Here is a 20,782-nt window from a genome sequence, read left to right as displayed (position 1 = left end):
GTAGATAAAAACACTTGCATATCACCATATTTTTTGCGTATAGATGTACGTATATGATGAGGAATGCCCTATATGGCGAATGATAACCAAACCCAAGTCTTGGATGAACATACAGATGTTGTAGATGACAAATCTACCAAGCGCGTACGTAAAGCAAAGCCGAAGGCAACTGAAGGTGGTTCTACTGCAAGCTTATTTGGTATTGAACCTTATCAGCCAAAAAAGAATGAAGAATACATGTCTGAAGGACAGCTTGAACACTTCCGCCTGATTTTATTGGCGTGGAAAAAAGAGCTCATGTCTGAAGTGGATCGTACCCTCAACACCATGCAAGATGAAAATACAGCATTGCCTGACGTTAATGACCGTGCAACGCAAGAAGAAGAATTTGCAATTGAACTGAGAACACGTGACCGTGAGCGCAAATTGATTCGTAAAATTGAACAATCGATTGAAGCAATCAAGAATGATGATTACGGTTTCTGCGAAACATGTGGTATCGAAATTGGTTTACGCCGTTTAGAAGCACGCCCAACCGCGACGCTTTGTATCGATTGCAAAACTTTGGCTGAAATCAAAGAGAAGCAAAACAACGGGTAAGTATGTTATTCAATAATCCTCCCCTAACCCCTTCCTTACAACAGAAGGGGGACAACAGGATGGCTTATGTGGGTCGGTTTGCGCCATCGCCAACCGGCCCTTTACATTTTGGCTCACTACTCACAGCCGTTGCGAGTTATTGCGATGCCAAGGCACAACAGGGACAGTGGTACGTTCGTATCGAAGATACCGACATTCCGCGTATTTATCCTGGCAGTGAACAACATATTCTCGAATGCCTAGATGCCTTCCAGCTTTACCCCGATGCCGAAATTATTTTCCAGAAAGATCGCCTAGCCCTTTATGAAGCGGTGATTGATCAGTTACACGTTGCGGGTCAAGTCTATGCCTGTGCCTGCACCCGAAAAATGCTCGGTTCTAATCACATCTATGCAGGGACTTGTCGTAATTTAGGTCTGGCGTTTGAACAACAAGCCATTCGTGTTAAAGTCGAAGATCAACCCATCTGCTTTCAAGACCGCCTCCAAGGTCAACATTGTTCCAATCTAAAAAAAGATTTGGGTGATTTTGTGTTAAAACGTCGTGATGGCATCATCAATTACCAATTAGCGGTCGTAGTTGATGATTATTTGCAAGGTATCACTCATGTCGTTCGCGGTGCAGATTTACTGGATAATACCGAACGGCAAATTTGGCTCGCACAACTGCTGAGTTATCCAACATTGAGCTATATGCATCTGCCTCTCGCAATGAATGCTCAAGGGCAAAAATTGTCAAAACAAAACCTTGCACAAGCCTTAGACCCGAAGCAAGCACCTGAACTATTACAACAGGCGCTACACGCTCTGCATCAGCCAGCAGTAGATATAGACCACCCTGAAATCATGCTGCAACAGGCTGTGGCGCAGTGGAATACCGACCTGATTCCTCACTGTATCGAATTGGAAGGACACTATCTCTAGATCTAGAGATAATAAAAAACCTCTCATCTGATTAGACAAGAGGTTTTCCAATTAAAATATATGTGCTTAATTAGGCACACGCCCAATAGGCTTAGAAACTTGATTCTTCTTTACTTGGGTTAATGTCTTGCGTGGTTGCATCAATTTTCAGAATTAAGCTGATCATGACTGCACACATAATTAAAGACGAGCCACCATAACTAATAAAAGGTAACGTTAAACCCTTGGTCGGTAGCATGCCCATATTCATGCCCGCATTCACCAAGATTTGCAGCAAGAAGATAATACTGATGCCATAGGCCAAATAACCTGCACGTAGATATTGATTGCGTAGCGCACGATGACCAATTTTAATACAGCACACCAACATGCCAAAAGACAGCAGCAACACCACTGTAATACCTAAAAAGCCAAACTCCTCTCCCAGCACCGCCAACATAAAGTCGGTATGGGCTTCGGGTAAATACGACATTTTTTGAATACTATGACCTAAGCCAACCCCTGCCCATTCTCCACGACCAAAGGCCATCAGCGCATTAGAAAGCTGATAACCTGCACCTAAAGGATCGTTCCAAGGATTAGAGAATGACATCAAACGTTCAAAACGGTAGGGTTCAAATACAATGAGAAAGAAGAAGGCGGTTAGAATCGCACCAAGGGCGATACCAAACTGAATTACAGGTGCACCTGCTAAAAAGAACACACCCAACATCATCAGCACAATGACCACTGTTGCCCCCAAATCGGGTTCCGCAATAATCAAACCAACCGTTAAAATCATAATTGCCGCAAGTCGCACCAAACCTTTCACAGTGTTCCGGACTTCTGCCGCACGGCGCACCACATAGTCTGCCGTGAAAATGGCCATCATGACTTTGGCAACTTCCGTGGCTTGTAGCGTAAAGCCTGCAATACGAATCCAACGTGTCGAACCATTCACCTCCGTCCCGATCACCAATACAGCAGCGAGCAATACGATGGTGATGAGCCACAGAGGAAAGGTATTGTTGAACCATATATTCAAGGAAACCCGATAGGCCAAAAATGCAGCGATGCCAGCCACCACAATTGAAATGGCATGCCGTACCACATAATGGAAAGGATTCTCCAGCATTCGATCGGCATAAGGCATGGAAGCCGAAGCCACCATAATAGAACCTAAACACAGCAAAGCAATGACACAAAAAATCAGAACATTTCGTGCCGTAAATTCGGCAGGAATTTGCGGGCTGATACGTTGATAGACTTGCTGAACTTTATTGATCGTTGTCTGAGCTAAACTCGCCATACAACTCTCTCCTTATCATTCTTTTAAGTTAGAGCATTCACACAATCGACAAACTGATGACCACGATCACCATAACTTTTGAACATATCAAAACTTGCACATGCAGGAGACAATAACACTACATCGTGTGGCTGCGTATGTGCTTGGCATAATTCTACCGCTTGTTTGAGTGTTGCAGCATGCAACATTGTTGTAGTTCCTGCAATCGCCTGCTCAATCAGATTGGCATCTTCTCCAATCAGCACTGCCAGTTTCGCGTATTTTGTCAGTGAATCTTTCAAAGCGGTAAAGTCTTGTCCTTTCCCTTGTCCACCCAAAATAATTGCCACCTTACCTTGCTGAGCTTCAATCGCTGCCCCTAAACCATCAATCGCCGCCAAAGTTGCGCCAATATTGGTGCCTTTAGAGTCATTATAGTAGCGGACTTGATTCACTTCTTTCACAAACTCACAACGATGTTCCAAACCTTTAAAATGCTTCAAAGTATTCAGCATCGATTCGAGTGGTAAGCCAATCGCTTCGCCCAAGGCTAAACATGCAAGTGCATTAGCAACATTGTGCGTGCCTTGAATATACATGTCCGAACTTTTCAATAAGCGCTCACGACCACGTGCCAACCATATCGTACCGTCCGCATCTTTTAGAATGCCATATTGATTCAGGTCTGGTGCATTCAGACCAAAACTCTGCAATGGCGTTACATCGGGGACCAAAGGACGCGTCAATGAATCATCACGGTTATACACCACTTTTTTCACACCTTGGAAAATGCGGTGTTTGGCTTGATGATAGCCCCACATATCCCCATGACGGTCTAGATGGTCTTCACTCATATTCAGGACTACAGCAACCGCTGCATTTAAATTCGATGTAGTTTCGAGTTGGAAGCTCGATAATTCTAGAATATATAGTTCTGGATCATCCTTGGTTAAATCCAGTGCTGGTCGTCCTAAATTCCCTCCAACTGCGACTTTCTTGCCTGCTTCTTGCGCCATTAACCCCATTAAAGTAGTGACTGTACTTTTAGCATTCGAGCCAGTAATTGCCACAATCGGTTTATCGGTGCTACGACGTAACACCTGAATTTCACTCACTACTGGAATGTGCTGTGCAAAGGCCGCTTGAAGTTCTGGAAGCTTGAGATCTAAACCAGGACTCACAATAATTTCTTCGGCTTGTAATAAGAGTTCTTGATCCAATTGACCAAAACTGGTTTGTACATCGGCAGGAATCTGGTCATGTCCCGGAGGGGTGGCTCGTGAATCTGTTACTGCAACGCGGTAGCCCTTTTCATGTAAGAAATTTACTGCTGCAACACCTGAAATTCCCAGCCCTGCAACGACTTTTAATCCACCACGCTGTATTAACATTTTTGCCCCATGTTTTGGTTGATTGGTAAAACTGACAAAATGTTAGCACTTTGCTGTTTTGAATGCTTTTTCTGTTTTGACTTTCTCTCTGTTTTTTTGTGTCAGCGCGTAAAAAAGCCGTCGAATCTGACGGCTTTTGCGGGATTAGGGAAAAATTGCTTATTTCCACTTCACGGCTTGAATCTCAGCAGTTTTATTTGCGCTGGGTGCATCCTCTTGACTACAGCCACAACCGCCACTACAACCTGCAACTGGTGCAGGCTTGAGCCATTTAGATAGCGTGTTCCAACCCTGCTTTTCCGTAAATCCAGCCAATGCGCCAAAAGTTTTATTGGCTGTCTTCGGAAACACTTTCTTAAACACCACCACTGTACTCCACAGCACCAAGGCTGCAACAATCAGAATTTCAACCATGTTCAGAGTCTCCTTGCAGATTAACCGAAATAGTGCGAGGCAATTTGATACGTCAGGAATGACATCAAATACGCTAGGCCAAACAAATACGCAGTCATAAAGCTCACGGTTTTCCATGAACCTGTTTCACGACGTACAGTCGCTAAAGTCGCTAAACAATGTGGCGCATAAATAAACCAGACCAATAAAGATAAACCTGTTGCCAAAGACCAACCTAAATCACTATTACCACTAATGATGGCGGCCAAGCCTTGCGACATCGCATCATCATTCACCGCAGATAAAGCATAAACAGTACCCAAAGCCGCAACTACAACCTCTCGCGCTGCCATAGCTGGAATTAATGCAATACAAATCTGCCAGTTAAAACCTAATGGCGCAAAAATTGGTTGCATGATATGCCCCAACATCCCTGCAAAGGAATAATCGATATCAGGCATAGTCGCGCCTACTGGCGGTTGCGGGAAAGTACACAAGAACCAGAGCAACACCGAAAGGGCAAAGATAATGCCACCAACGCGCTTCAAAAATATCTTGGTACGATCCAACAAACCAATACCGACACTTTTTAGGTCAGGAAAACGGTAACTTGGCAGCTCCATCAGCAACGCATGTTGCGATTTATCTTTCTGGAAAAATTTCAATACAAATGAAACAATCAATGCACTGACAATGCCTGCCATATACAAAGCAAACAGCACCAAACCTTGTAAATTAAAAATCCCCCACACTGTTTGTGCAGGAATAAACGCTGCAATTAACAAGGCATATACAGGCAGACGTGCCGAACAGGTCATTAGGGGTGCCACAAAAATTGTGGTTAAACGATCACGTGGGTCACTGATACTACGGGTTGCCATAATTCCAGGAACCGCACAGGCAAAGCTAGACAACAAAGGAATAAAAGCTCGACCACTCAGGCCTGCTTTAAACATCAGTTTATCCAGTAAGAACGCTGCACGAGGTAAATAGCCAGATTCTTCCAAAACCAAAATAAAGAAGAACAGAATAATAATCTGGGGCAAAAACACCACGACGCCGCCCGCACCCGCAATAATTCCGTCCACCACCAGACTATGTAATAACGGTTGCGAAATGGATGCGCCAATCACTTCACCCAGCCAGCCAAATAAGCTTTCGATCCCATCCATAAATGGGGCTGCCCAAGCAAAAACCGCTTGGAAAACCACAAACATCATCACAGCGAGCATGACCAAGCCGAATACAGGATGTAAGAAAATTCGATCGAGAAAATCGGAGCGTTTATCTTCTTGGTCTGCATACTGAACGACATCATGCAAAATCGTAGCGATTTTTTGGTGATGCGAACCTTTTAAACCACTCAGTTCTGTATGGGGCACGGCATATTTGGCTTGATCTAAAGCATTCAATAAATTTTCGATGCCTGCATTACGCACAGCAACGGTTTCAGCGACAGGAATACCCAAACGTTCAGATAATCTCTGGGTATTGATCTGCATCCCACGACGGCGTGCTTCGTCCATCATGTTCAGAACCAATAGAATTGGGCGCCCCAGCTCAATCATTTCCAGCACTAAACCTAAATGCAGTTTTAAGTTGGTGGCATCTACCACACATAAAAATGCATCCTGATGCCCTTCTTCTGCAATTTTTCCCTGAACCACATCACGGGTGATGGCTTCGTCAGGGCTGGTTGCATCTAAACTATAGGTTCCAGGTAAATCCAAAACCCGAACAGCTTTCCCAGAAGGCAAGGAGAACTGTCCCATTTTACGTTCTACCGTTACCCCAGCATAGTTGGCAACTTTCTGGCGGGTTCCTGTTAAATGGTTAAATAAAGAGGTTTTACCGCAGTTAGGATTCCCGACAAGGGCAATACGCAACGCATCACTCATGCAGGTGCTCCTTCCATCTCAATTTCAATTTTTTCTGCTTCAGCTTTTCTTAGTGCGAAACGGGTAAATCCAACCTGAATTAAAATCGGATCGCCACCAAAAATACCTTTTGTCACCACCTGAACGGAAGTACCAGGCACAAAACCTAAAGTTTCCAAACGACTGGCTATTAGGTCAGTCTGAGCTGCATTACCATCCACATGACGTTTGACGTTACGAATAATGGCTGTTTGCTTGACTTTCAAATCAGATAAAAGCACCGCACTAAACCCTAAAATATTTTCTGTAGTATACAAGCAAATGAGAATAATTACCAAATAAGGTTAGATTCCTATTCGCATTCACTTTATACCACAAGCTCCACCCAGAAAAATGTTGTAAAATTAGTTAAGATGGGCGATCTAAATCGGTTTCCTGAATTCGAAGCAGTCATGTTAAATAAAAAACCTAGAATACCTACACCTGTCCAAATTCCAGAAAAACTCAGCTTTCTTCAAGGTTTCCGTGACTATTTAATTGCACAAACCGTCAGCCCGCACACGCGGAATGCCTATCTTTCTGACCTGATTCAATGCAGCGAATGCCACAACAAAGCCCTGATCGATTGGCAAAGTGATGATATTGCAGATGTACTTCTCAACTTAACTCAGCAAGGCAAAAGTCCGCGATCTATTGCACGTAGTCTTTCTGCCTTACGTTCATTTTATAAATTTTTAAGAGAACAAAAGCTTCGCAGCGATAATCCTGTGGCCAGTCATCGCACCCCGAAAATTGGACGTGCCTTGCCCAAAGACCTTTCAGAACAAGATGTTGAGGCACTGATTCTGGCACCAGATACCCATACCGCGTTGGGTTTACGTGATCGTGCCATGTTTGAAGTCTTATATGCCTGTGGTTTACGTGTATCAGAATTGTTAAATTTACGCTTAGAACTGATCAATTTGAAACAAGGTTATTTACGTATTGTTGGCAAAGGCAATAAAGAACGTTTAGTGCCCTTAGGGCAAGTGGCTTGTCAATGGATTGAAAACTATTTGGCACAAGCCAGACCCAGCCTCTATAAATCGGCAACTGACTATGTTTTTCTGACCCAACAAGGCGGTATTATGAGCCGACAAAATTTCTGGTATGCGATTAAGCGCTACGCCCTACAAGCAGGCATTCAAGCCGAACTTTCACCGCATACTATGCGTCACGCTTTTGCCACCCATTTACTCAACCATGGCGCAGACTTACGTGTGGTACAAGTGTTATTGGGCCATAGTGATTTATCCACCACACAAATTTATACCCATGTGGCACAAGTCCGTATGCAACAACTACATGCCGATTTTCATCCAAGAGCCTAAACCATAAAGCTCAATCCGCTTCACAGAGTCCACACCAAGAAATAGCACGCTACAAAGTTTTTTTTGCTATGCTAGCTTCCTGTTTTTATACCTAAAAGAAAGGGTTTTATATGTCATTTACCCGCACAAAATTATTTATTGCATGTACCTTGGCAGGCAGTTTGGCTCTCACGGCATGTTCCAATTCAAATAATGATGACAAAAAGCAAAATACCCTCACGGCGAGTGCCCCTGCCACTGGAGAAGCATCTAATCTCTCTGAACGCAATGCACAACAGCGCCTGATTAAAACTTTAGAGCAACATTTTAAAACCGCGGGTATTAATGCCAAAATTGTGGATGTAAAAACAACTGAAGTCCCGAATCTGTATTGGGTGAACCTAGAAGGCATGAGTTCAGTTTATGCCACCAGTGATGGTAAATTCTTAATTCAAGGCGATGTCATTCGCTTAGGCGATAAAAAACTACATAATGTCAGTGACAATTTGCAAGCCACAGCCAATAAAAAGCATTTAGCCAGCTTAAAAACAGAAGACCTGCTGGTGTATCCAGCGCAAGGTAAAACCAAGCATGTGGTTTATGTATTTACCGATGCAAGCTGTCCGTATTGCCACAAATTACATGAGCATATTCCTGAAATTACGGCTAAGGGTATCGAAGTGCGTTACATTGCTTGGCCACGTGGCGAACAATTTATGGCTGCCATGGAAAGCGTATGGTGTAGTGCAGATCGTCAAGCTGCTTTTAACCAAGCCATTGCAGGTGCACAATTGCCACCTGCCACCTGTAAAAACCCTGTCCGCGATCAATATCAGCTGGGCTTGAATATGGGCGTGAATGGTACACCTGCGATCTACAATACCGAAGGTGTTTATTTAGGCGGATACCTTAGCCCTGAAGAATTAGAGCAGCATTTAAATAACTAATTTTTATTTGTTATTTTACTATTAGTTATAGGTGGAGATTATCTTCGCTCCACCCTAGAGTCTGAGCGTTTTTTTAGCTATGATCTAGACTCGCGTAAAATTGAAGAAATAAATGGAGTGTGACGTGAAACCAGTTCGTCTGGCAATCCTCGGTCTTGGTACTGTGGGTGGTGGTGCCCTTAAACTACTAGAAGAAAACGCTGCGGAGATTAAACGTCGCACCGGTCGAGGAATTGAAATTACCCACGTAGGTACTCGTCGTCCGCGTCCAGACCTTGATCTTCCAGCCTCTGTAAAACAAAGTGCAGACCTGATGGACATCGTACGTCAACCCGATGTCGATGTTGTGGTAGAGGTAATGGGTGGTATTCACCCTGCCTATGATGTGATTATGGAAGCCATCAAGCATGGCAAACAAGTCGTCACTGCCAACAAGGCTTTACTGGCTGAACATGGCAATGAATTGTTTAAAGCGGCAGAAGACAATGCCGTACAAATTGCCTATGAAGCCGCTGTGGCAGGCGGTATTCCCATCATTAAAGTGATGCGCGAAGGCCTAGCTGCCAATAAAATTGATTGGTTAGCAGGTATCATTAACGGCACAGGCAATTTCATCTTAACTGAAATGCGCGATAAAGGTCGTGCCTTCGAAGACGTGCTACAAGAAGCACAAGAATTAGGCTATGCCGAAGCTGACCCAACCTTTGACGTTGAAGGGATTGATGCTGCACATAAACTGACAATTTTAGCCTCTTGTGCATTTGGTATTCCATTGCAGTTTGACAAGGTCTATACCGAAGGCATCAGCAAAATCACCGCACAAGATGTGAAGTATGCTGAAGAACTTGGTTTCCGAATCAAGCATTTGGGTATTGCACGTCGTACAGAAAAAGGCATTGAACTACGTGTTCATCCAACGCTTATTCCATCTGAAGAACTGCTTGCCAATGTCAATGGGGTAAAAAATGCCGTCTTGGTACAAGCACATGCTGTCGGCCCAACCTTGTATTACGGTGCAGGTGCTGGCGCTGGTCCTACAGCATCTGCGGTCGTTGCCGATGTGATCGATATCGTACGTGATATTTCCTATACCGAAGATGGTGCAGGGACAATTCCTCAATTGGCATTTGAAGCATTAACCGACATGCCAATTTTAAGTCGTGAAGAAATGACGACTGGATACTACATTCGTTTGAATGCCGAAGATCAAACTGGTGTACTCGCTGACGTCACCACGATTTTAAGCCGTGCAGGTATCAGTATTGATGCCATCATGCAGCAATCACGCTTAAAAGACCTGATTCCAATCGTGATTTTGACCGATCCAGTGGTTGAATCGAAGATGGATGAAGCCTTGCAGCAAATCCAAGCCTTGCCAGTTATTCATGGCGAAATTGTGCGAATTCGTTTAGAATCGCTTGATAATTAATCGGGTCGAGGGGGCAATTCCCCCTTACCAAGCTCTACCCATAATTGGAACATCATCATGTCGAATGCCAATCGTTATACTGGTTTAGTTGACCGTTATCGTGACCGTTTACCAGTGTCTGCTACTACTCGTGGAATCTCTTTGGGCGAAGGTAATACTCCGCTCATTAAATTGGAGAACATTCCACGTATTATTGGTAAAGATGTTGAAATTTATGTGAAGTATGAAGGCTTGAACCCGACAGGCTCATTCAAAGACCGCGGCATGACTATGGCTGTGACCAAAGCGGTTGAAGACGGTTCAAAAGCAATTATCTGTGCATCTACAGGCAATACTTCTGCGGCGGCGGCCGCTTATGCAGCGCGTGCTGGCATCAAAGCCTTTGTGTTAATTCCTGAAGGCAAAATTGCCATGGGAAAAATGGCGCAAGCCATGATGTACGGTGCAATTACCATGCAAATCCGTGGCAACTTTGACGATGGTATGCGTCTTGTAAAAGAAGTTGCCGATCAAGCACCTGTGACCATTGTTAACTCGATTAACCCATACCGTTTACAAGGTCAAAAAACCATTGCTTACGAAATCGTTGAAGCTTTGGGTCGTGCACCAGACTATCACTGCTTACCTGTAGGTAACGCAGGGAATATCACGGCACACTGGATGGGTTATACCGAAGCCGTAGCAAACCAGCCTGTGGATCAGTTTGAACAAGTCATTTACGATGCTGCGACAGATCAATTCACAGGTCCTAAACCAGAAGGCTTACCTATCATGGTCGGCTATCAAGCTGATGGCGCTGCACCTTTCTTACGTGGTGCACCCGTGGAACATCCTGAAACAGTTGCAACAGCCATTCGTATTGGTAACCCACAAAGCTGGAACCATGCCAAAGCTGTGGTACGTGATTCTAAAGGTTGGTTTGATGAACTTGCTGATGCTGAAATTCTAGAAGCACAACGTTTGCTTTCTATGTATGAAGGTGTCTTTGTAGAGCCAGCTTCTGCTGCCTCTATCGGTGGTGCAATTCGTGATATTAAAGCGGGTAAAATTGCTGAAGGTTCTGTGATTGTGTGTACCGTAACGGGCAATGGTCTAAAAGATCCAGATACAGCCATCAAACAATGTGCAGATGCTGTAATGTTATCTATTGATGCAACCATGTCACAAGTAAAAGATTCGATTCTTTCAAATATGTAAGTTTCTACTTGCACTAAAAAAACCAGTTGCTCGCAACTGGTTTTTTTATTTCATGTCAAAGATTATTCATAATCTTCATCATAACTATGCATTTTTGCGAGTTCTTTTTCCAAACGCTGAATTTCTGCTAACTCAATTTGCTTAACCTCAAATAAAGGTTGTTTGAGCAATGCATTCACTGCGTATAAAGCCTCATTTTGCCACAGGCCAATGTTTAAAATTTGTTTATCTTCATCATAGTTTAAAGCATATTCCGCCTGAATGAGCGCTTTTAATAAAATAGGCTGATCCGATAAAGACTCCAATGAACCTGCTAATTCAATATCCGAATAATCGTAATCCTTAAAGATAGATTCAATTTTGTCCTTGAGTAATTCTGGGCTTTCAGCATAAATGAGCCCTGCAAAAAACTCGTCATGCTCTTCAAGCCATTGCTGCTTCTGGGTCGACCACAAACCATAAAATTTAACTTCATACTCAAAGCTAACTAGTTGAAATTTTTGCATTTCAGCCATTTGCACAAAGCTAAAAGTATCTGCATCACTCAAACTACTCGGTAGCACATCCCGAGAAACTTCGCCATCTTGATAAATATGCTCACCACAACGTGAAAAAACAAATTCATCTAATTGTTTCAACATGGCTTCATCGGCATCAAATAAAGATTCTACCTCGTACAAGGCAAAATCTCGTGCACCCTCAACTTCAAGCTTTTGATAAGCCGCTTGAGCTTCAGCCTGATCTTGAAAAACATTGCTAATGCGATTGCCTGCGACATAAAAAACTTCATCGTTATAGCCGAAGTATTTTGCACGAATAACATAGGTGGTCATATTCATCTCCTGATTTTTTAGCTCCGCTTATACAGCGCGTTGTTGTTTTCTTTGATGTAATGCTTGTGCACTTTGCGGAATAGCCATGCCATTATCCATCCACAATTCAAACTGCATTGCGTGGAAGATATCATCTGGACTGTAGACAATATTCTGTAAGTGGGGTAATACGCCTATTCGCGGTAAAATCTCGTAAATAAACCAACTGTTATGCGTAAAAAGTAAAGAATGCAACTTCCCCGTTTGTGCCAAAGGTGAAAGCATTAATTGGGAGGCAACTGGGTTTTGAGCGTAGACTTGGTGTAATTGTTCTAAATGCCGTTCTAAATTTTGAGGTAATCGGCTTGCATCAATGGCCTGAACAAAATCACTTAAAGTGGGAATAAAACGCTGCTGATAATCTACCAACAAATGGTCACGTTCACATAGATCTTTTATGTCAATCGATTTGCCCGCACTGTTCTGAAGACTATGGCCAAATATTGGCACAACGACTGAATTTATTCCCCATAGGGTATGTAAAATTCGATGTCGAGCATCACTACATAAACTTTTGGTACTATCAATAAATGCATGTAATTCATAATAATCTTCTGGCTCGCCACCCCAACGTTTCGCTGAAATTCGAGCATGTTGCATCGCATTCATCGTCAGACCCCGTTGTTATCTTGTTATGTCGCTATCATACGCATTCTGCATACAAAAAATAGTCGAAAAAGATGCTTTAAGACAAGCTGTGTCGCAGCCTATAGACATAAAAAAAACTCTTCATCAAGAAGAGTTTTTTTAAAGGAAAAAAATTAAATTCGTTTTGGCAACTGGCTTGCCCACGTCATTAAACGGGTCGCATCCTCAGTTCTACTTTGAGATGAACTTGCGCCTAAAATAACCACGACTGCTGGACGTGAATTCAGGGTAGTATGCATGACTACACAACGCCCTGCTTCATTGATATAACCTGTTTTAGACAGATTAATATTCCAACCACCATTACGAACTAAGGCATTGGTATTATTAGACTTTAACATCCGATAGCCGAGATTAAAATCATAACTGGCTGTGGTTGAAAACTGACGAATTAAACCGTATTGCGATGCGGTGCTGACTAAAATACCCAAGTCACGTGCCGACGCAACGTTGTGCGGATCTAAGCCTGTAGATTCAATATAATGTGTCGAACTCATGCCCAATGCACGTGCCTTCGCATTCATTGCAGAAATGAAAGCACTACGTCCTCCTGGATACGTTCGCGCTAACGCTGCTGCCGCTGGATTTTCCGATTTCATTAAAGCAAAAAGCAACGCTTCTGCACGGTTCATGCTGTCCCCTGCACGTAGCGTTGAACTCGAATTTTTACCACCTGCCCCTGCAAAATCAATGGACTGTAAGGTAATTTCTTCAGACATGTCTAAACGTGCATCGGCAATGACTACCGCTGTCATTAATTTGGTAATAGAAGCAATTGGTAATGCTGTATTGGTATTTTTACTATAGAGCACCTCACCTGTTTGTGCATCCATGACCAGCGCGGCACGAGCACTTACAGAAGGCTGACTACTATAACCCGCAGAGGTATCAATAATATGAACCGTTTTCGGTGCAGAAGAGGAAGATACCCCATTTGAGCTGCGAACCGTCGTGGTGAGTTTGGTTGATCCTTGCGGAGACACTTCCTCAACCAGTGAAGAAACATCACTATTTAATAATTGACTCGCTTCCTCTGAAGACCAGTTCATTGAAGCCTGACCAACACTCCCCGAGGAAGGATTAATGATGAGTTCAGCAAAGCTGGTTGAACTCAGGCTGAGTAGAATAGACATACTCAACACATGCATGAATGACTTCTTAGAATTTTTCACAATCGTTTACTCAACTCAGGGAGGTAAGATACATTTGCGTATTACCTCAAATATGCCTTACATTTACACAGCAACGGGAATCTTTCGTTCACGCTATTGTGCAAAACTTTTAATTTCGGAATAAGAATAGGATTGCTAATTTTGTCGTTTCATTGCAAGCTTATTTTGCTTTATGTAACAAAAATGATGTAATTTTTTTTAGCCAGAGGGAGAAATCGGTGATTACAGTTTTAGTGGTGGATGACCATGAATTAGTCCGTACTGGTATTTGCCGTATGCTAGAAGATCACGTAGATGTACAAGTCATTGGTCAGGCGGAATCTGGTGAAGAAGCGATTAACCTGGTTCGCCAACATCACCCTAATGTGGTTTTGCTGGATGTGAATATGCCAGGTATTGGTGGCGTAGAAACAACACGTCGCTTATTACAAACTGCACCTGAAACTAAAGTGCTAGCTGTGAGTGGTTTGGCCGAAGAACCTTACCCTTCTTTACTCCTTAAAGCGGGTGCCAAAGGTTATATCACCAAAGGTGCTCCTGTCAGTGAAATGGTTCGTGCCATTAATAAAGTCATGCAAGGTGGCAAATACTTTAGTGCCGATATTGCAGAACAACTCGCAAGCTCTTATTTATCCGACACGCAACAATCGCCATTTGATGCGCTGTCTGAACGTGAAATGCAAGTTGCCATGATGGTGGTGAATTGTATCAGCGCACAAGAAATTGCGGATAAACTCTTTGTCAGCGTAAAAACAGTCAATACTTATCGCTACCGTATTTTTGAAAAATTAAACATTGATAGCGATGTCAAACTGACCCATCTAGCCATTCGTTATGGTCTAATCAAACCTTAAATAACAAAAACTTTCATTATCTAATCGGTTTGCAGCATGCAACATTCCCAATATTTCGAATTAAATCAATACTTTTTTGGGCTGTGGTATGCCGCTTACCGCTTATTGATCACCAGTTGTCTGGTCCTCATTTTTATTCTGACCCAAGATGAACTCTCAACCAACTACGAATTTCCCCAACTGTATTTTTATGTGCTCTGGGGCTATTTCTTCATTAACTGTGTACAACTCTTTAATCTGAAGCATTTTAAACAGCATATTCCTCAGCAGTTTGCATTCATTTTTATTGTCGATGTTATTGCCTTAAGCCTACTCACCATCGCCACCAATGGCCCAAGTTTAAGTATCAGTATCCTGTTCTTAACCACCATTTTTGCAGCTTCATTACTCCTCAATGCACAAAAAGCCTTAATTATTACGCTAATTGCGGTGATTGCAGTTATCTATCAACAATTCGTTATCAGCTTTCTGACCCAACATTCATTCCAGAATCTGGGCAATAGTGTGATCTTGGCAGTTTTATTTTTTGTCTTTTATGCGTGTGGACAAATTGCGGTTCGTCGTTTCAAACTGCTCGATCATGTCAATTTTTCCCAATCACAAGAACTGAAACGTCTGCAAAATATTAATCGTTATATCTTGGAGCAAATTGAAACAGGCTATTTGGTCTTAGATGAAAACTGCCATATTGTTTTAAGTAACCCTGCTGCCTGTGCTTTACTGGGCATTGCACCATTTTATGCCTTTGATAAATATCCGCTGTATAAACTACAACCTGATTTGTTTGAGTTACTGGACTTTGATCAGGTGCAAAACGGGGAAAAATTTCAGTTTGAATCTCAGCTCAGTCGCTACCATTTGCATATTGAAGTGCAGAAACTGATTGTCCCACAACAGGTCCTGACACTTTTGGTGATTCAAGATGGACAAAAGATAAATCAGCAGGTACAACAATTAAAATTGGCTGCGCTGGGGCAACTCTCAGCCAGTATTGCGCATGAAATTCGTAACCCCTTGGCCGCCATTGTTCAAGCCAATGAATTACTGCCGCACAGTACGGTTGATCAGCAGCAAACACTGAGCCAAATGATTAGCAAGCAAACCAAGCGAATTGATAAAATTGTGCAAGACACTTTAAGTATGGTGCGTAATCAAGGAACTCAACCGATTAGCATACAATTAGATCGTTTTATCCCCCTTTTTATTCAAGAAGACCTGCCCGATCTGAAAACTAAAATTTTATGTCATATTGCCCCACAGCTCAGTTTGAACTTTGATGAGGCACAATTTAGACAGGTATTAATTAATTTAATTCGCAATGCAATCCGACATAATTCACCTGAACGCAGTACAATAGAACTCCACTGCTATACGCAGGATAAAAACATTCACATTGATGTGTGTGATTTTGGGGAAGGCGTGGCGATTCACGATCAAGCCCACCTGTTTCAACCATTCTTTAGTACAGCGATTACAGGAACGGGTTTAGGATTATATCTATCACATAGCTTTTGCGAGGCCAATCAAGCGCTCTTAAGCTATGTAGAACAACAACAGGGAGCTTGCTTTCGCATTCAATGCCGACAGCTGACTTAATAATTCAATTTTTACTGGGGTGTTATAGTGGCGCAACAACCACTCGTTTTATTTGTAGATGACGAAGAAGACCTATGTACGCTGATGCAAATGATGCTGAGCCGTATGGGAATCGAGACGCATGTGGCTTATCGTATAGCACAGGCCAAAAAAATGTTGTCTGAACATCACTATGATGTTTGTTTTACGGATTTAAATCTCCCTGACGGTAGTGGCTTGGAATTGGTTGAAGAAATTTCTCAACTCTATCCGCAGTTACCTGTCGCAGTGCTGACGGCCTATGGCAATATGGACATTGCGATTGCAGCGCTCAAGGCGGGGGCTTTTGACTTTGTCAGCAAACCGATTAAACAAACCCATCTGGAACAGCTGTTACAAAAGGCGCTGAATAATCCGGTACAGCAACAGGCTTCTAGTGAAGATGCACTTGAACAACGCATGCTGATTGGTCAATCCATCCCCATCCAACAACTCCGTGTCACCTTAAAGAAGATTGCTCGCTCACAAGCCCCAGTCTTTATTACAGGTGAATCTGGCACAGGCAAAGAAGTTGTTGCGAACTTGGTTCATCGTCTTAGTAATCGCAACGAAGGCCCTTTTATTGCGATTAACTGTGGCGCGATTCCTTCCGACCTGCTCGAAAGTGAGTTATTTGGACACAAAAAAGGCAGCTTTACAGGTGCAACTCAAGATAAACAAGGTCTGATTCAATCTGCGCATGGCGGTAGTTTATTTTTAGATGAAATTGCCGAACTGCCCCTGAATATGCAAGTCAAATTGCTGCGTGCAGTGCAGGAAAAAACCATTCGTCCCATTGGCTCAGATACCGAAATTGATGTCGATTTCCGGGTGATCAGCGCCAGTCATCAAGACCTCGAATCTCTAGTTCAGCAAGGTAAATTCCGACAAGACCTGTTTTTCCGCATTCATGTGATGGATTTGGTTCTGCCACCACTCCGCGAACGTGGTCAGGACATTTTAATTCTCGCGCAACATTTTATTCATAAAGTCTGCCGTGAATGGGAAATTGAAGTCAAAGCATTAACCACACGCGCGAAAGATTTCTTATTGGCACAGTACTATCCGGGTAATGTCCGTGAACTGCGTAACATCATCGAGCGTGCCATTACTTTAAGTGATGAGGATTATATTGAAGTGCAGCATTTACAAAGTGCTCCCTTGCGCCGCAGCGTCTACGCACCAGTCTCATCAATCGACCAAATGCTGACAACGCCTTCAGAATTAACGCTAAAACCTCGGAAATTACCGGATGAAGGTCTGGAGTTGTATTTAGAAAATATTGAAAAAGAGATTCTGCTGAATGCCTTGAATATTACGCATTGGAATCGTACTTTAGCGGCCAAGAAACTAGGGATGTCCTTCCGCTCTTTGCGTTATCGCCTGAAAAAGTTTGGGCTGGATACTGATGAATAATTAACGGCGATTAGCAATGATCTCTGCAGCATGCTCTAGATAGGTCTCTTCTTTCATATCATGTTGCAAGGGATATTGCTGATCGGGTTGAATGCCAATGCCTTCGATCATCTTCCCTGATGGGGTGTAATAATGGGATACCGTCATTTGTAGCGCAGTGCCATTCGACAAAGGGAACAGTTTCTGTACCACGCCTTTGCCATAACTTTTTTCCCCAATCACCCAAGCACGACGATGCTCTTTCATCGCAGCCGTAAAAACTTCTGCCGCAGATGCAGATCGCGCATTAATTAATACACCGACTTTAAGATTCTGAAATTCCGAGCTAGGTAAAGCTTGAAATTGCTGATTACCTTCTGAGCGGCTTTTGGTGGTGACAATAATGCCCTGATTTAAAAACAGGTCTGCTGTTTCCACTGCTGCGGACAATAAACCACCGGGGTTATTTCGTAAATCAATCAACACCGCCTTAAGACGGGATGGGTTGTTTTCTTCAATTAAACGCTTAATTTCATTGGCTGTATCTTGTTGAAACACGCGAACTTTAAGCAACAGCACTTGGTTATGTAGCAGTTGTGCCTCAATGTCTGTTTCAATTTTCTTGGTCCGAACCAAACTGATGGGCTTGGTGGTCTGCCCCAATTGCACACTTAAAGTCGAGCCAATTGAACCATACAACAAAGCATTGACCTGTTCACGGTTCAGCTTTCTTAATTCTTGATCCTCAATTTTAAAAACTGAAACGCCATTGCGTAAGCCTTGTTTATAGGCATCGGCTTCCGGCTTGAGTCCTTGAATCGTCCATTGATGCTGATTGTCATAACTTAAATTAAAATCGACCGAGGCCAAGTCACCATCAGTATATTGCACCAACTGCTTATAATCTTCGGGCGATAAATAACGAGAATAACGGTCTAAACCACTCACCAAGCCCTGAATGGCTTGTTGGAAAAGTTGTTCATCATTTTTATTATCGACATAATTGTCTTTGACAATGCCATAGATCTGTACAAACTGCTGAATCGATTCCACAGGCACTTCAGGATAGTTTTGTTCGACTTCGTCAAAATCTGGCACGGTGTCAGTCTCATTCACCGCACCTATCGCATGACCACAACACATGAATAACGCTGTTAAGGGAATAACAAATTTCAAGTGTTGTGTCATTGATTCACCTGTGAAAAACCGACTTAGGCTTGTAGGGTAATAAGATTACGCCCTTGCATTTCTGCTGGAACAGGCAATTGCATCAAATTTAATAAGGTTGGTGCAACATCCGCTAATACACCACCTTCGACAATAGTGGCTTGGGTTGGACCCACATAAATAAATGGGACTAATTCTGTTGTATGTTGAGTATGCACTTGCCCGCTCACATAGTCTTGCATTTGCTCCACATTACCATGATCGGCCGTAATCAGCATATGGCCTTTGTTTGCCATCACAGCATCGTAAACACGCCCCAAACAGGTATCCACCGCTTCTACGGCTTTCACTGCTGCCTGGAATACACCAGTATGCCCCACCATGTCACCATTGGCATAGTTCACCACCAAAAGGTCATATTCACCCGAATTAATTGCCGCGACCAATTCATCAGTCACTTCATAAGCACTCATTTCTGGTTTTAAATCATAAGTCGCAACATTTGGTGATGGGATTAAAATACGTTTTTCACCTGGATATTCGTCTTCACGGCCACCACTAAAAAAGAACGTCACATGCGCATATTTCTCAGTTTCAGCAATACGCAACTGTGTTTTACCTAAATTAGAAAGGTATTCACCCAAAGAATTATGCAACGCTTCAGGCATATAGGCTACAGGTGCATCAATGGTCGCTTGATAACGCGTTAACATCACGAACATCGACAGATTGGGTACAACTTTACGTTCAAAGCCAGCAAAATCTTGCTCTACAAAAGCTTTGGTAATTTCACGTGCACGGTCAGCACGGAAGTTCATAAAGACAATGCTGTCCCCATCTTGAACTTTAGCCATATCTCCAATACGCGTAGCTTTAACAAACTCATCAGATTCGTTCGCTGCATATGCCAGCTCTAAGCCTTCAACTGCCGTTGTAGCTGTACGCACCGCCTCACCTTCTGTTAATAGACGATAAGCTTGTTCCACGCGATCCCAACGGTTATCACGATCCATGGCATAGTAACGACCAATCATGGTGGCTATACGGCCTTGATTTGGATATTGCGCAAATAAAGCATCGAGTTTTTCTAATGAAGGTTGCGCGCTTTTAGGTGGCGTGTCACGGCCATCTAAGAAGGCGTGTAAATACACCTTCGCACCACGTTTAAGTGCAAGCTCTGCCATCGCGACAATATGGTCTTGGTGTGAATGTACACCACCTTCAGAGAGCAAACCCATAATGTGCACTGCACCTTGAGCTGCTTTGGCTTTTTCAACCGCATCAATCAATACTTGCTGTTCAAAAAAAGCGCCTGTACGGATGTCTTTGGTAATTCGGGTAAAATCTTGATACAGCACACGGCCTGCACCCAAATTCATATGACCGACTTCTGAGTTGCCCATTTGTCCATCTGGCAAGCCAACATCTTCACCAGAACCAGAGATTAATCCATGCGGATGCTTTTGTTGCATAGCAGTCAAGTTTGGTCGTTGTGCTGCAAGGAAGGCATTATCTTTAACCGCTTCACGGTGTCCAATACCATCCATAATTACCAATACGTGGGGGACTTTGCCAGCAGTTGCATCCGTCATGATTTACACTCTTGTCTATAAATTGGTCGCTATATCTTACCGAATTTTCGTGCAAGACTCCATGTATGCGACAGGGTTAAACTCACTTGTACAGA

General features: G+C 43.1%; 19 protein-coding genes. 9 read left to right on the top strand and 10 right to left on the bottom strand.

The window, feature by feature from the left end; genetic code table 11:
- Positions 1 to 72 precede the first annotated feature (72 nt).
- Positions 73 to 600 (top strand): RNA polymerase-binding protein DksA, encoded by a 528-nt coding sequence (gene dksA, locus E0H94_RS00280; protein ID WP_131265337.1) that lies wholly within the window; start codon positions 73 to 75, stop codon positions 598 to 600.
- Positions 601 to 602: 2 nt separating this feature from the next.
- Complete coding sequence (gene gluQRS, locus E0H94_RS00275; protein ID WP_171462026.1) at positions 603 to 1,523, top strand: tRNA glutamyl-Q(34) synthetase GluQRS; 921 nt, start codon at positions 603 to 605, stop codon at positions 1,521 to 1,523.
- A 91-nt stretch (positions 1,524 to 1,614) separates the two neighbouring features.
- Here the strand turns inward: gluQRS and ftsW are convergent, their stop codons facing one another.
- From ftsW to E0H94_RS00250, 5 genes are all read right to left on the bottom strand, one after another.
- A complete protein-coding gene (gene ftsW / locus E0H94_RS00270) occupies positions 1,615 to 2,811 on the bottom strand; it encodes a putative lipid II flippase FtsW (RefSeq protein WP_131324560.1) in 1,197 nt (398 codons plus the stop codon).
- A gap of 23 nt (positions 2,812 to 2,834) precedes the next feature.
- The gene (gene murD, locus E0H94_RS00265; protein WP_131324559.1) at positions 2,835 to 4,181 is read right to left on the bottom strand and encodes a UDP-N-acetylmuramoyl-L-alanine--D-glutamate ligase; all 1,347 of its coding nucleotides are present in this window, start codon (positions 4,179 to 4,181) and stop codon (positions 2,835 to 2,837) included.
- A gap of 159 nt (positions 4,182 to 4,340) precedes the next feature.
- A complete protein-coding gene (locus E0H94_RS00260) occupies positions 4,341 to 4,595 on the bottom strand; it encodes a DUF6587 family protein (protein WP_131324558.1) in 255 nt (84 codons plus the stop codon).
- A 20-nt stretch (positions 4,596 to 4,615) separates the two neighbouring features.
- Positions 4,616 to 6,472, bottom strand: a complete 1,857-nt coding sequence (gene feoB / locus E0H94_RS00255; RefSeq protein ID WP_131324557.1) for a ferrous iron transporter B — start codon at positions 6,470 to 6,472, stop codon at positions 4,616 to 4,618.
- Positions 6,469 to 6,732 (bottom strand): FeoA family protein, encoded by a 264-nt coding sequence (locus E0H94_RS00250; protein ID WP_131265343.1) that lies wholly within the window; start codon positions 6,730 to 6,732, stop codon positions 6,469 to 6,471. Before E0H94_RS00250 ends, feoB begins: the two co-directional genes overlap by 4 nt.
- Before the next feature lie 171 nt (positions 6,733 to 6,903).
- Here E0H94_RS00250 and xerD point away from each other — a divergent pair, with 171 nt between their 5' ends.
- The 4 genes from xerD to thrC all read left to right on the top strand — a co-directional run bounded on the left by xerD (position 6,904) and on the right by thrC (position 11,373).
- Positions 6,904 to 7,821 (top strand): site-specific tyrosine recombinase XerD, encoded by a 918-nt coding sequence (gene xerD, locus E0H94_RS00245; RefSeq protein ID WP_131324556.1) that lies wholly within the window; start codon positions 6,904 to 6,906, stop codon positions 7,819 to 7,821.
- 110 nt (positions 7,822 to 7,931) lie between these two features.
- Positions 7,932 to 8,747, top strand: coding sequence for a DsbC family protein (locus E0H94_RS00240; protein ID WP_131324555.1), 816 nt, complete (start codon positions 7,932 to 7,934; stop codon positions 8,745 to 8,747).
- 124 nt (positions 8,748 to 8,871) lie between these two features.
- A complete protein-coding gene (locus E0H94_RS00235; RefSeq protein ID WP_131324554.1) occupies positions 8,872 to 10,176 on the top strand; it encodes a homoserine dehydrogenase in 1,305 nt (434 codons plus the stop codon).
- Positions 10,177 to 10,233: 57 nt separating this feature from the next.
- Positions 10,234 to 11,373: a threonine synthase gene (gene thrC / locus E0H94_RS00230; protein ID WP_131324553.1), complete on the top strand. Its 1,140-nt coding sequence runs from the start codon at positions 10,234 to 10,236 to the stop codon at positions 11,371 to 11,373.
- Between the two features lie 62 nt (positions 11,374 to 11,435).
- Here thrC and E0H94_RS00225 read toward each other — a convergent pair whose 3' ends face one another.
- The 3 genes from E0H94_RS00225 to pbpG all read right to left on the bottom strand — a co-directional run bounded on the left by E0H94_RS00225 (position 11,436) and on the right by pbpG (position 14,065).
- Positions 11,436 to 12,206, bottom strand: coding sequence for a hypothetical protein (locus E0H94_RS00225; protein ID WP_131324552.1), 771 nt, complete (start codon positions 12,204 to 12,206; stop codon positions 11,436 to 11,438).
- Positions 12,207 to 12,233: 27 nt separating this feature from the next.
- On the bottom strand, positions 12,234 to 12,854 hold the full coding sequence (locus E0H94_RS00220; protein ID WP_131324551.1) for a DUF6915 family protein: 621 nt from the start codon (positions 12,852 to 12,854) through the stop codon (positions 12,234 to 12,236).
- 152 nt (positions 12,855 to 13,006) lie between these two features.
- Entirely contained in the window at positions 13,007 to 14,065 is a 1,059-nt protein-coding gene (gene pbpG / locus E0H94_RS00215) for a D-alanyl-D-alanine endopeptidase PBP7/8 (protein WP_131324550.1), read from the bottom strand.
- A gap of 218 nt (positions 14,066 to 14,283) precedes the next feature.
- Between pbpG and E0H94_RS00210 the strand changes: the two genes are divergently transcribed.
- From E0H94_RS00210 to E0H94_RS00200, 3 genes are read left to right on the top strand one after another with little or no spacing between them, the layout of a single operon-like run.
- On the top strand, positions 14,284 to 14,919 hold the full coding sequence (locus E0H94_RS00210) for a response regulator (protein WP_131324549.1): 636 nt from the start codon (positions 14,284 to 14,286) through the stop codon (positions 14,917 to 14,919).
- Between the two features lie 36 nt (positions 14,920 to 14,955).
- The gene (locus tag E0H94_RS00205; RefSeq protein WP_131324548.1) at positions 14,956 to 16,515 is read left to right on the top strand and encodes a sensor histidine kinase; all 1,560 of its coding nucleotides are present in this window, start codon (positions 14,956 to 14,958) and stop codon (positions 16,513 to 16,515) included.
- Positions 16,516 to 16,539: 24 nt separating this feature from the next.
- A complete protein-coding gene (locus tag E0H94_RS00200) occupies positions 16,540 to 17,949 on the top strand; it encodes a sigma-54-dependent transcriptional regulator (protein WP_165495570.1) in 1,410 nt (469 codons plus the stop codon).
- Here E0H94_RS00200 and E0H94_RS00195 read toward each other — a convergent pair whose 3' ends face one another.
- On the bottom strand, positions 17,950 to 19,116 hold the full coding sequence (locus tag E0H94_RS00195; RefSeq protein WP_131324546.1) for a S41 family peptidase: 1,167 nt from the start codon (positions 19,114 to 19,116) through the stop codon (positions 17,950 to 17,952).
- Positions 19,117 to 19,139: 23 nt separating this feature from the next.
- Positions 19,140 to 20,687 (bottom strand): 2,3-bisphosphoglycerate-independent phosphoglycerate mutase, encoded by a 1,548-nt coding sequence (gpmI, locus tag E0H94_RS00190; RefSeq protein ID WP_131324545.1) that lies wholly within the window; start codon positions 20,685 to 20,687, stop codon positions 19,140 to 19,142.
- Positions 20,688 to 20,782 lie beyond the last annotated feature (95 nt).

This window comes from Acinetobacter sp. ANC 4173, assembly GCF_004331255.1.
Lineage (GTDB): Bacteria > Pseudomonadota > Gammaproteobacteria > Pseudomonadales > Moraxellaceae > Acinetobacter.
Note: the sequence above shows the minus strand (reverse complement) of the source record. Positions and strands in the feature narration are given on the sequence as shown.